Source organism: Serratia proteamaculans (assembly GCF_008830365.1).
Taxonomy (GTDB): domain Bacteria; phylum Pseudomonadota; class Gammaproteobacteria; order Enterobacterales; family Enterobacteriaceae; genus Serratia; species Serratia proteamaculans.
Map to the genome: position 1 here is coordinate 1 of NZ_WBKI01000013.1, position 12,191 is coordinate 12,191.

Here is a 12,191-nt window from a genome sequence, read left to right on the forward strand (position 1 = left end):
GTGGCGTATATTACGCTTTCCTCTTTCAGAGTCAACCCCTAAATTTCAGGATTTTTTCTCTTCGAACCCCGGAGACTCTGTGAAGTTGTTCACATGTTCCGTGTCGATGGAGGCGCATTATAGGGAGTTCTCAGCAGGCCGCAATAGGTATTTTCGACAAAAACGATCGTTTGCTGCATTCCACAGCAAAACCCCGCTTTATACCTTGTTGTGCACAAACTTATCCACAGAAGTCATTTGCACGGAAAATTTACGAGCGCCACGCAAACGTTTTCGCTACAATTCCCCGCGACGAAACGCTCCCCTTTTTATGGGGGCGTTACCTGAATCTGTGCCTGATCACCCCTTTATAGAGAGAAAAACCTTTCCTTATAGAGAGTAGAAGGTGGAAATTCACGTAACGCTCTTTTATTGCGACTCCAAAGCCAAGGGATAAAACCATGCAACAACCTCGTCCAATCCGCCGGGCCCTGCTCAGCGTCTCTGACAAAGCCGGTATCGTTGAATTCGCCGAAGCGCTATCCCAGCGTGGCGTTGAACTGCTCTCCACCGGTGGCACTGCCCGCCTGCTGGCGGATGCCGGCCTGCCTGTTACCGAAGTTTCCGACTATACCGGCTTCCCGGAAATGATGGACGGACGAGTAAAGACCCTGCACCCCAAAGTACATGGCGGTATTCTGGGCCGTCGTGGCCAGGACGATACCATCATGGACCAACATGACATCAAGCCAATCGACATGGTGGTAGTAAACCTTTATCCGTTCGCCCAGACCGTAGCGCGTCCGAACTGCTCACTGGAAGACGCAGTCGAGAACATCGACATCGGCGGCCCTACCATGGTGCGCTCCGCCGCCAAAAACCATAAAGACGTTGCCATCGTGGTGAAGAGCAGCGACTACGCCGCTATCATTACCGAGATGGATAACAACGACGGTTCGCTGCAATACACCACGAGATTCGATCTGGCCATCAAAGCCTTCGAACACACCGCCGCTTACGACAGCATGATCGCCAACTACTTCGGCGCGCTGGTTCCGGCCTACCACGGTGATACTGAGCAACCTGCCGGCCGCTTCCCTCGCACCCTGAACCTCAACTATATAAAGAAGCAAGATATGCGCTACGGTGAGAACAGCCACCAGCAAGCTGCCTTCTATATAGAAGAGAACGTTCAGGAAGCCTCTGTCGCCACCGCGGAACAATTGCAAGGCAAGGCGCTGTCTTACAACAACATCGCCGATACCGATGCAGCACTGGAATGTGTGAAAGAGTTCGCCGAGCCGGCCTGTGTGATCGTCAAGCACGCCAACCCGTGCGGTGTAGCGATCGGTGATGATGTTCTCGCGGCCTATGAGCGAGCCTATCAAACCGACCCTACCTCTGCTTTCGGCGGCATTATCGCCTTCAACCGCGAACTTGACGCCGCCACCGCACAGGCCATCATCAGCCGCCAGTTTGTGGAAGTGATTATCGCGCCGAGCATCAGCCAAGAGGCTCGCTCCCTGCTGGCTGCCAAGCAGAACGTGCGCGTATTGGCCTGTGGCCAATGGCAGCAACGTATTGCCGCTCTCGACTTCAAACGTGTCAACGGCGGCCTGCTGGTACAGGATCGCGATCTGGGCATGGTGAGCGAAGGCGACCTGCGCGTGGTATCCGAACGCCAACCGACCGCACAGGAACTGCGTGATGCGCTGTTCTGCTGGAAAGTCGCCAAGTTCGTGAAGTCCAACGCCATCGTCTATGCGCGTGACAACATGACTATCGGCATAGGCGCCGGCCAGATGAGCCGAGTTTACTCCGCCAAGATCGCCGGGATCAAAGCTGCGGACGAAGGCCTGGAAGTCAAAGGCTCCGCCATGGCGTCTGACGCCTTCTTCCCGTTCCGTGATGGCATCGATGCCGCCGCTGCGGTAGGTATCAGCTGTGTGATCCAGCCTGGCGGTTCGATCCGCGATGATGAAGTGATTGCCGCCGCCAACGAGCACGGCATCGCGATGATCTTCACCGACATGCGCCACTTCCGCCATTAATCCCTTTTGCCGCGTGCGCTCCGGCGCACGCTCTGCGTGGAGCACCTAATGAACATTTTAATTATCGGCAACGGCGGGCGCGAACATGCGCTGGCCTGGAAAGCGGCCCAGTCGCCGTTGGCAGATAAAGTCTACGTTGCACCGGGTAACGCCGGCACCGCACTGGAAAGCAATCTGGAGAATGTGGCGATCTCCGCTACCGATATTCCAGCGCTGCTTGCCTTTGCCCAGAGCCATGATATCGATCTCACCATCGTCGGGCCGGAAGCGCCGTTGGTGATTGGTGTGGTTGATGCCTTCCAGGCCGCGGGCCTGAAAATCTTTGGCCCATCCCAGGCGGCAGCCCAATTGGAAGGCTCCAAAGCCTTCACCAAAGACTTCCTGGCGCGCCATAACATCCCAAGCGCCGAGTACCAAAACTTTACCGAGGTTGAGCCGGCGCTGGCCTATCTGCGCAGTAAAGGTGCCCCCATCGTTATCAAGGCCGACGGCCTCGCCGCCGGCAAGGGCGTGATCGTCGCCATGACGTTGCAGGAAGCGGAAGACGCAGTGCAGGACATGTTGGCCGGTAACGCCTTTGGCGATGCAGGTCACCGCATCGTGGTGGAAGAGTTCCTTGAAGGTGAGGAAGCCAGCTTTATCGTGATGGTCGACGGCGAGAACGTGGTGCCGATGGCCACCAGCCAGGATCACAAACGCGTTGGCGACGGTGATACAGGCCCAAACACCGGCGGCATGGGGGCTTACTCCCCGGCACCGGTCGTTACCGATGAAATCCACCAGCGCGCCATGGACCAGGTTATCTGGCCAACCGTGCGTGGCATGGCAGCGGAAGGCAACACCTACGTCGGTTTCCTGTACGCCGGGCTGATGATCTCCGCCGACGGCCAGCCAAAGGTGATTGAGTTCAACTGTCGCTTTGGCGATCCGGAAACCCAACCCATCATGCTGCGTCTGCGTTCTGATCTGATCGAACTGTGCCTGGCCGGTGCAGAAGGCAAGCTGGGAGAGAAAACCTCCGAGTGGGATGAGCGCCCTGCGCTAGGCGTGGTACTGGCAGCCGGCGGCTATCCGGGTGATTACAACAACGGTGAAATCATTCAGGGTCTGCCACAGCAGGAAAGTGCCGACGGTAAGGTGTTCCACGCCGGTACCCGCATGCAGGGCGATGACGTGGTCACCAGCGGTGGGCGCGTGTTGTGCGTAACCGCATTGGGTGAAACGGTGGCACAAGCGCAACAACGCGCCTATCAATTAGCAGAAGGTATTCAGTGGCCGGGGAGTTTCTGCCGCAAGGATATTGGCTATCGTGCGATTGCACGCGGTAAATGATCTGAACACCGAAATGCTATCCAGGCTCCGCAATGCGGAGCCTTTTTTATAGCCGGTCTTCTTTCGGTTCCCAGCGGCAAAAATCATCGTTCGCCACCAGCAGCAGTTCACGCCCTTCCGGTGCATCCAGCCAGGCTATATTCACCGGCTGGCTGCTATTGCGGGCGCGTCGCGCAATCCAGGCTTCGGCACTGCTGTCCAGCTCCGGCTTCAGCGTTTGGCCATCGCAGGTTTGTACTACCCCTTGCTGCCAACGCCCCTGCAGCAGCTTCACCTTGCCGGCGCGCAGCGCATTGCTTAATTCCAGCACTCGTCGGGCCTGGTATTGATACAGCGCGATTTCATCGGTGGTCAGTTGTTCACGCCGCGTAGCCAATTGGCGCTGCATAAAGCTCACTCCGCCGTCATCGGCAAAGCGCAATTGAATAGAGTCTTGATCGCCATCGGCGTCAGTGCGTTTAATCTGACGCAGCTTGCCGTTTTCATATTCGTACAACGTGGTGACGGTACCCGGACCACGGTAGGGACTGTAGACGCTCATCAACACCAGTGGATGATGCCGATCGTCATCTTTACGCCACAGACGCATAACGCCCTGGTCGGCTACATAGCCACTGGCCGTAAAGGCAGGGGGATCAGAATGACTGCTGCAGGCGCTCAGGCCGCCGGCAATGCCGATGACCATAAGCGCCTGTCGGATAAACAAAAGGGGCGCTATAGCCCCTCTGTTTAATCTTTTCACCAACACGCAGTATTACTTAACTGCGTCTTTCAGTGCTTTACCAGAAACGAACGCAGGCACGTTAGCAGCTGCGATTTTGATTTCTTTACCAGTCTGCGGGTTGCGACCAGTGCGCTCGTTGCGGTGGTTGACCTTGAAAGTCCCGAAACCAACCAATTGTACTGCATCACCTTCTTTCAGAGACTCAGTAATAGCAGCCAGGGTGGATTCCAGAGCCAGTTTAGCTTGTGCTTTGGAAAGGTCAGCCTTGTCCGCGATTACATCAATCAGTTGAGTCTTGTTCATAAGTTATCCTTACAGTGTGTTTATCGTTTGCAAAGCATCGAGTGCGACGGATATGCCGATGTACAGCACTCCCTGCATACACGCACCGATAGCCACTTTTTTTACGCCCCCCAAATGTAGACCAGACAGGGTGCGGATGTGAAGCCTTAAGGCATGACAAATCAGGCGTTAAATCACGTTTTCTTGCCTTATTGCGTTAAATTTATCCCGATATTACTAACCGCGGCCTCGCGGAGGTCAGAACGTAACCCTTTGATCAGTTCTAAATCACGCTCTTCGCAGTCAGCCAACAGGCGGAAAATTTCCCATTGGATGTCCCATTCTTCCTCTACCGCAGGCAAAACCTTGAGCTCATCGTCGGTCATTTCTTTACCGGCCTGAGTCATTTCCAACATCGCCACGGTGCGAATTGACGTTTCGCTGATGGCGATGGCGTGCTCTAGCGTCTCCCCGCTGAGTCGCGAATGGATCAGTTCCCCTAATGCGATACAGGCGTCAATCGCCGGGTAAACGCCGTAAAGATCGTAATCTTCTGCCGAGGGGATCGCCTCTTCCAACTTCTCCAACTGATTGTCAAAGTTGACCTTGGCGTCCTTGATCACCAGTGTTTCCCACACCAAATCCAGAATGCGGCGATAAATTGCCGGATCGCCGAACTCGGTTTGCAGGCAGAACATCTGGTAATTCGGATACATACGCTCGCACAAACTGGCCATGAAGGTCAAATGTTGCCAGCTCTCAAGTTTTTCCAGACGTAAATGAATCGGGTTACGTAGCATTATTCACTCTCTTACGCGTTATCTGCGCCGCAGTGTACCCGAAATCGGTCATTGCGACACCTCTGGATGCTGCTGTAACCAGCGCTGGAAGGCCGGGCGGCGCGAGGCAATGGCATCGGCCCAACGTGTAGGTTCTGGCAAACGGTAACCCGCCATGCAACGTTGTACCCAGGCGAGCGCACTGTCGGCGCCAACACGATGACCGGTGGAAATGAACAACGGATTGCAGCGCGCCTTGCTGCGCCATACCCAACCCAACGGCTCGCCTTTGTCCTCCAGCGCAGCCAATGCGCCTGCATCTGCGTCCAATGGGGCGAATTTACCGCACAGGCGCTTTTTGGCTACGCCGATGGTCGGTACGTCAACCAGCAGGCCAAAATGGCTGGCAACGCCCAGGCGGCGCGGATGCGAGATGCCATGACCATCGACCAGAACCAGGTCCGGTTTCTGATGCAGTTGCTCCCAGGCAGCAAGCAACGCAGGGTATTCACGGAATGATAAAAAACCAGGGATATAGGGCATGGTGGTGCTAACACGAGCCACCTGATATTCCACCAGCTCCAGCGACGGATAGCGCAGGATGGCGATGGCGGCGCGGGTTACCGCCCCTTCCTGCTCAAAACCCACGTCGGCACCGGCGATAAAGGTCGGTGGAACGACCAAAAAATCATCCTGGCGAATGACTTCAGAGGCGCGAAGCAGTTGCTCCGTACGCAGGGCCTTAGTATCTATCACGTCCAATCCTTAGCGATGGTATTTTCCCGACTGCGCGTGAACCGCCTCAACAAAGGCGCCTGCGTTCTCCGGCGGCACGTCCAGGTGAATACCATGCCCCAGGTTGAACACGTGCCCTTCGCCGTGGCCGAAACCAGCCAGAATGGTTCCCACTTCCTGGCCGATACGCTCGGGTGACGCATACAGCATGGAAGGATCCATATTGCCCTGCAACGCGACTTTGTCCCCTACGCGACGGCGTGCATCACCGATATCGGTTGTCCAGTCGAGGCCTAACGCGTCACAACCGGTCGCCGCCATCGCCTCCAGCCACTGACCGCCACCTTTGGTAAACAGCGTCACCGGCACGCGGCGGCCGTCGTTTTCACGTAACAGGCCGTCGACAATCTTATGCATGTAGTGCAGTGAGAACTCACGGTAGTCACGGCCGGTCAGCACGCCGCCCCAGGTATCGAACACCATCACCGATTGTGCACCGGCTTTAATCTGGGCGTTAAGATACAAGATGACGCTGTCCGCCAGCTTATCCAGCAGCAGGTGTAACGTCGCCGGCTCGGCGTACATCATTTTTTTCAGCTTGGTGAAGGCCTTGCTGCTGCCGCCTTCCACCATATAGGTCGCCAGTGTCCACGGGCTGCCAGAAAAACCAATCAGCGGCACTTCGCCCTTCAGCTCACGACGGATGGTGCGCACCGCATTCATCACATAACCCAGTTCCACTTCCGGGTCGAACGCCGGCAGCTTGTCGACGTCGGCACGGCTGGTGATCGGTGAGGAGAAACGCGGGCCTTCACCGGTTTCGAAATACAGGCCCAGCCCCATAGCATCGGGAATGGTGAGGATATCGGAGAACAGGATCGCAGCATCCAGTGGGAAACGACGCAGCGGCTGCAGCGTGACCTCACAAGCCAGCTCCGCGTTCTTGCACAGCGACATGAAATCACCGGCCTCGGCGCGCGTAGCCTTGTACTCCGGCAAATAACGACCGGCCTGACGCATCATCCATACAGGGGTCACATCCACCGGCTGACGCAACAGTGCGCGCAGGTAACGGTCGTTCTTCAACTCATTCATTATGGGGCTCCCTTATTCATCTGCCGCTATTGTAGCGATTTATTGTTCACGGCATAAGGCTACGGTGTCCTCTATCAGGCGGCGCGCTACGGTGCCGGGTGGCGGTAGCAGTGGCAACCGATCGTAGCGGTACCAACCGGCGTTAAGCAGCTCTTTGGGATCGTGGCGGATCTCGCCCCGGTGATAATCGGCCATAAAGGCCATCATCAGCGAATGCGGGAATGGCCAGGGTTGCGAGGCGATATAACGCAGGTTTTTGATTTCAATATTACTTTCTTCCATAACCTCACGCGCAGCCGCCTGCTCCAGCGTTTCGCCGACTTCGACAAAACCGGCCAGTACGGTATGAATACCGCCGCGGTGACGCACATGCTGCGCCAGCAGGATCTCATCGTCACGCCGAATGGCGACAATCACGCAGGGTGCGATCTGCGGGTAATAACGCTCCCGGCAGTTGCCACACAAGCAGGCACTTTCGGTGCGGCTGAGGTGCATTTCATGGCCACAATAGCCACAGTAGCGGTGCGAACGGTAAAAATCGGCCAGTTGTACGCCACGCCCGGCGAGCTGGAACAGCCCGCGATCGAGTTCAAGCAGTTGGCGCACCGAGCCCATCTCCTGCGGCATCGCGTGGCGCACCAGCCAGACCGGCAGCCCTTCCCATTCACCAATAGCGCGAGCCATCCGCCCCTGCAGGGAGAATGACGCCGCTAAACCGCACGGTAATTCACCGTTCGGTAACCAAAGTTTGCTTTCATGGCTGACGATCCACCAGCCATTTTCATTACCCGTTAATGCAAGTTCCATATCGTTGTTGCACAACCTCAGCTTCACTGGCACTCTACAAATCGGCCTTGTTACATTTTAATAACTTACTGTTACGTTTTATTACTTACGGAGTCAAACATGCTCAACCGTTTGGAAAGCCTGACTCAGCGCGTTGGTGGTAGTAATGAATTAGTAGATCAATGGCTTCAGGCACGCAAGCAATTGCTGGTCGCCTATTGCGCCCTGGTGGGCATCAAACCGAACAAAGAAAAGCATACGCCGCTGAATGAAAAAGCGCTGGAGAACTTTTGCCATAACCTGGTGGATTATCTCTCTGCCGGCCATTTTCATATCTATGACAGAATTATCAAACAAGTGGAAGGCGCATCCAGTCCGAAAATGTCTTTGGCGGTCAACATCTATCCCAAGCTGTGGGCCAATACCGAGCAGATCATGGCTTTCCACGATCGCTATACCGAAGTGGATATCGATCAGGACCTGTGTCTGGAATTGCATAAGTCTTTGTCCGACATCGGTGAAACGCTGGCAGCACGTTTTACCCTCGAAGACAGGTTGATCCAACTGGCAGCGGAAACCTGGCAGCAGGCGCAACCGGATGAGGCTCTGGATCCAGCCCGTTAAAATTTTGTAGTCTTTTTTATTATCCCTCCTATACTGGAGGGCATCTTGTCGGAGTGCCTAGCGCCTGATTTGTTCATCAAATTGGCCAGGCTGAGACCGTTAATTCGGGATCCGCGGAACCTGATCGGGTTAATACCCGCGAAGGGAACAAGAGTAATCTATCGCCACAGGCCGGTGCCCCGATTTGGGATAATCCCGCCTTGCCGGCCAGCATTATTACTCCCTCCGAGCTCCAGACAAGCAACTTTCCCAACCCAACACACTGGTAGGAACTTGCTATGTCTAACGTTAAAAAACCCCGTGCCCGTAAAGAGCAACGCGAACAAGCCCAGCAGTTTATCAACACCCTGCAAGGCGTCTCTTTCCCCAATTCACACCGTATCTATCTACAGGGCTCACGCAGCGATCTGCAGGTGCCTATGCGTGAAATTCAGCTCAGCCCGACGCTGATCGGCGGCGAGAAGGACAACCCGCAGTACGAGCAGAACGAAGCTATCCCGGTGTATGACACTGCCGGCCCTTACGGCGATCCTCAATCCGAACTTAACGTGCACACCGGTTTGGCGAAACTACGCGCGGGTTGGATCACCGAACGCGGTGACACCGAAGTCCTCAAGGGCGTCAGTTCCGGTTTTACCCAGCAGCGTCTGGCCGATGAAGGCCTGGATCACCTGCGCTTTGAACACCTGCCGTTGCCGCGCAAGGCACAACCAGGCAAATGCGTCACCCAGTTGCACTACGCCCGCGCCGGTATCATTACCCCGGAAATGGAGTTTATCGCCATCCGCGAAAACATGGGTCGCGAGCGCATCCGCGGTGAGGTGTTACGCCACCAGCATCCGGGGCAAAGTTGGGGCGCCAACCTGCCGGAGAACATCACGCCGGAATTTGTTCGCCAGGAAGTGGCCGCCGGTCGCGCCATCATCCCCGCCAATATCAATCACCCGGAATCGGAGCCGATGATCATCGGCCGCAACTTCCTGGTGAAGGTTAACGCCAACATCGGCAACTCGGCGGTGACCTCTTCGATCGAAGAAGAAGTCGAGAAACTGGTGTGGTCTACCCGCTGGGGCGCGGATACGGTGATGGATCTTTCTACCGGTCGCTATATTCACGAAACCCGCGAATGGATCCTGCGTAACAGTCCGGTGCCGATTGGTACGGTACCGATCTATCAGGCACTCGAGAAAGTGAACGGCGTGGCGGAAAACCTCACCTGGGAAATGTTCCGCGATACGCTGCTGGAGCAGGCAGAACAAGGCGTTGACTACTTCACCATTCACGCCGGTGTACTGCTGCGTTATGTGCCAATGACCGCCAAACGCTTGACCGGCATCGTCTCCCGCGGCGGTTCGATCATGGCCAAGTGGTGCCTGTCGCATCATCAGGAAAACTTCCTTTACCAGCACTTCCGCGAAATCTGTGAGATTTGCGCCGCCTATGATGTCTCTCTGTCCCTCGGCGATGGCCTGCGTCCGGGCTCGATTCAGGACGCCAATGACGAGGCACAGTTCGCCGAACTGCACACCCTGGGTGAACTGACCAAAATTGCCTGGGAATATGATGTTCAGGTGATGATCGAAGGCCCCGGCCACGTACCGATGCAAATGATCCGCCGCAATATGACCGAGGAGCTGGAGCACTGTCACGAAGCGCCGTTCTATACCCTCGGCCCGCTGACCACCGATATCGCCCCGGGTTATGATCACTTTACCTCCGGCATCGGGGCCGCGATGATCGGCTGGTTCGGCTGCGCCATGCTGTGTTACGTCACGCCGAAGGAACACCTCGGCCTGCCGAACAAAGAGGATGTCAAACAGGGACTGATCACCTACAAGATTGCCGCCCACGCTGCCGATCTGGCTAAAGGGCACCCCGGCGCGCAGATCCGCGATAACGCCATGTCCAAGGCGCGCTTCGAATTCCGCTGGGAAGACCAATTCAACCTGGCGCTCGATCCGGCCACCGCACGTGCTTATCACGACGAAACCCTGCCACAGGAGTCCGGCAAAATTGCCCACTTCTGCTCCATGTGCGGGCCAAAATTCTGCTCGATGAAAATTTCGCAAGAAGTTCGCGACTATGCCGCCGCGCAGGAAGCGGCCAAACCGATAGAAGTGCAGCTAACCGGCATGGAAAAAATGTCTGCCGAGTTCCGCTCACGCGGCAGCGAGCTGTACCACAGCGCCGGCAACCTGCAAGAGGAGCTGAGCAATGACTGATATCACCACGCCTTTCCCCGCGACTCCGCACAAGTTGGGCCTATACCCGGTGGTCGACAACGTTGAATGGATTGCCCGCTTGCTGGAAGCAGGCGTCACCACAATTCAGCTGCGCATCAAGGATCGGCCGGATGAGCAGGTCGAAGATGACATTGCCGCGGCCATTGCCCTCGGCAAACAGTACGATGCCCGATTGTTTATCAATGACTACTGGCAACTGGCGATTAAACACGGTGCCTATGGCGTGCATCTCGGCCAGGAGGATTTAGATACCACCGATCTGGCGGCGATTCACCGCGCCGGGCTGCGTTTGGGGGTTTCTACCCATGATGATAGCGAGCTGGCCCGCGCCATTGCGGTAAAACCTTCCTATATCGCACTGGGGCATATCTTCCCGACGCAAACCAAAGACATGCCTTCCGCCCCTCAGGGTCTGGTGGAGCTGAAACGTCACATTGGCGGATTAAGTGACTATCCGACCGTGGCGATCGGCGGGATCAGCATCGATCGCGTGGCGGCCGTACTGGATTGTGGCGTCGGCAGCGTAGCCGTGGTCAGCGCCATTACCCAGGCTGAGGACTGGCGCGCAGCGACCGCACAGTTGCTACAACTGATCGAAGGCAAGGAGTAATGCCATGTTGAACGATCAAGAGTTCCTGCGCTACAGCCGCCAGTTGCTGCTGGAGGACATTGGCCCCGAAGGCCAGGAGAAGCTAAAACAGTCGACGGCGCTGATCGTCGGGTTGGGGGGATTAGGCTCCCCCGCCTCGCTCTATCTGGCCGCCGCCGGCGTCGGCACCTTGTTGCTGGCCGATGACGATACGCTGCACCTCACCAATCTACAGCGTCAAATCCTGTACCGCAGTTCCGACGTAACCAAAAGCAAAGCCGCCCTGGCACAGCGCCAACTACAGGCGCTGAACCCAATGGTGGAGTCCATCGCACTGGAGCAGCGTTTGCAGGGGGACGTGTTGCAGCAGGCCGTTGAACGCGCCGATCTGATTTTAGACTGTAGCGATAACATGGAAACCCGTCATGCGGTAAACGCCGCCTGTATCAAGGCCGGTAAACCGCTGATCAGCGGCAGTGCGGTAGGTTTCAGTGGTCAGTTGCTGGTGATAGAACCTCCCTATGCCCACGGCTGCTACGCCTGTCTGTATCCGGAACAAACGGAACCCCAGCGCAATTGCCGTACCGCTGGCGTCCTTGGCCCGGTGGTCGGCGTCATTGGCACGCTGCAAGCGCTGGAGGCGATAAAAATGCTGGCGGGCCTGCCTTCTTCCCTCAGCGGCAAACTGCGGTTGTTCGACGGCAGACAACAAAGCTGGAGCACTTTGCAACTCAGTCAGGCCAGCTGCTGTACGGCGTGCGGAGGAGCAGCATGAAGATCCGGCTTAATGATCAACCGCTGGAACTGGCGCAACCGCTGAGCGTCACCGCCCTGCTCGAGCAATTGCAGCGCCACCAGCCGGGCACCGCGCTGGCTATCAACCAAACTATCATCCCGCGCGCCGACTGGGCTAACCACCTGGTGCAAGACGGTGATGACATCCTGTTGTTTCAAGCGATCGCCGGAGGCTGA

General features: G+C 56.5%; 13 protein-coding genes and 1 riboswitch. Of the genes, 7 read left to right on the plus strand and 6 right to left on the minus strand.

What is annotated here, in order from left to right; translation table 11 throughout:
* Positions 1-440 precede the first annotated feature (440 nt).
* Together purH and purD are read left to right on the plus strand one after the other, a co-directional pair.
* A complete protein-coding gene (gene purH, locus F8R23_RS23865) occupies positions 441-2,030 on the plus strand; it encodes a bifunctional phosphoribosylaminoimidazolecarboxamide formyltransferase/IMP cyclohydrolase (RefSeq protein WP_129939271.1) in 1,590 nt (529 codons plus the stop codon).
* Between the two features lie 48 nt (positions 2,031-2,078).
* Positions 2,079-3,362 carry a phosphoribosylamine--glycine ligase gene (gene purD, locus F8R23_RS23870; RefSeq protein ID WP_112349298.1) on the plus strand — a complete coding sequence of 428 codons (1,284 nt, stop codon included), beginning with the start codon at positions 2,079-2,081 and terminating at the stop codon, positions 3,360-3,362.
* 46 nt (positions 3,363-3,408) lie between these two features.
* On the opposite strand, the gene F8R23_RS23875 is transcribed toward purD, so the two are convergent.
* The 6 genes from F8R23_RS23875 to nudC form a co-directional block, all read right to left on the minus strand.
* Positions 3,409-4,047 (minus strand): DUF1481 domain-containing protein, encoded by a 639-nt coding sequence (locus tag F8R23_RS23875; RefSeq protein ID WP_232811223.1) that lies wholly within the window; start codon positions 4,045-4,047, stop codon positions 3,409-3,411.
* A 69-nt stretch (positions 4,048-4,116) separates the two neighbouring features.
* Positions 4,117-4,389, minus strand: coding sequence for a nucleoid-associated protein HU-alpha (hupA, locus tag F8R23_RS23880; RefSeq protein ID WP_012004757.1), 273 nt, complete (start codon positions 4,387-4,389; stop codon positions 4,117-4,119).
* 188 nt (positions 4,390-4,577) lie between these two features.
* Positions 4,578-5,168 carry a YjaG family protein gene (locus tag F8R23_RS23885; RefSeq protein WP_099064201.1) on the minus strand — a complete coding sequence of 197 codons (591 nt, stop codon included), beginning with the start codon at positions 5,166-5,168 and terminating at the stop codon, positions 4,578-4,580.
* Positions 5,169-5,216: 48 nt separating this feature from the next.
* Positions 5,217-5,903: a deoxyribonuclease V gene (gene nfi / locus F8R23_RS23890; protein ID WP_129937122.1), complete on the minus strand. Its 687-nt coding sequence runs from the start codon at positions 5,901-5,903 to the stop codon at positions 5,217-5,219.
* Positions 5,904-5,912: 9 nt separating this feature from the next.
* Entirely contained in the window at positions 5,913-6,977 is a 1,065-nt protein-coding gene (gene hemE / locus F8R23_RS23895) for a uroporphyrinogen decarboxylase (RefSeq protein WP_112349301.1), read from the minus strand.
* 39 nt (positions 6,978-7,016) lie between these two features.
* Positions 7,017-7,784 (minus strand): NAD(+) diphosphatase, encoded by a 768-nt coding sequence (gene nudC, locus F8R23_RS23900; protein ID WP_151416106.1) that lies wholly within the window; start codon positions 7,782-7,784, stop codon positions 7,017-7,019.
* Positions 7,785-7,883: 99 nt separating this feature from the next.
* Here nudC and rsd point away from each other — a divergent pair, with 99 nt between their 5' ends.
* The 5 genes from rsd (at position 7,884) to thiS (ending at position 12,191) form a co-directional block, all read left to right on the plus strand.
* On the plus strand, positions 7,884-8,387 hold the full coding sequence (rsd, locus tag F8R23_RS23905) for a sigma D regulator (protein ID WP_112349303.1): 504 nt from the start codon (positions 7,884-7,886) through the stop codon (positions 8,385-8,387).
* A gap of 39 nt (positions 8,388-8,426) precedes the next feature.
* Positions 8,427-8,551: riboswitch (TPP riboswitch) on the plus strand.
* A gap of 114 nt (positions 8,552-8,665) precedes the next feature.
* Positions 8,666-10,609, plus strand: a complete 1,944-nt coding sequence (gene thiC, locus F8R23_RS23910) for a phosphomethylpyrimidine synthase ThiC (protein ID WP_129937124.1) — start codon at positions 8,666-8,668, stop codon at positions 10,607-10,609.
* Positions 10,602-11,240 carry a thiamine phosphate synthase gene (gene thiE, locus F8R23_RS23915; protein WP_129937125.1) on the plus strand — a complete coding sequence of 213 codons (639 nt, stop codon included), beginning with the start codon at positions 10,602-10,604 and terminating at the stop codon, positions 11,238-11,240. Before thiC ends, thiE begins: the two co-directional genes overlap by 8 nt.
* A gap of 4 nt (positions 11,241-11,244) precedes the next feature.
* Positions 11,245-11,994 carry a HesA/MoeB/ThiF family protein gene (locus F8R23_RS23920; RefSeq protein WP_151416107.1) on the plus strand — a complete coding sequence of 250 codons (750 nt, stop codon included), beginning with the start codon at positions 11,245-11,247 and terminating at the stop codon, positions 11,992-11,994.
* Positions 11,991-12,191: a sulfur carrier protein ThiS gene (gene thiS, locus F8R23_RS23925; protein WP_085118477.1), complete on the plus strand. Its 201-nt coding sequence runs from the start codon at positions 11,991-11,993 to the stop codon at positions 12,189-12,191. The genes F8R23_RS23920 and thiS overlap by 4 nt, the downstream gene beginning before the upstream one ends.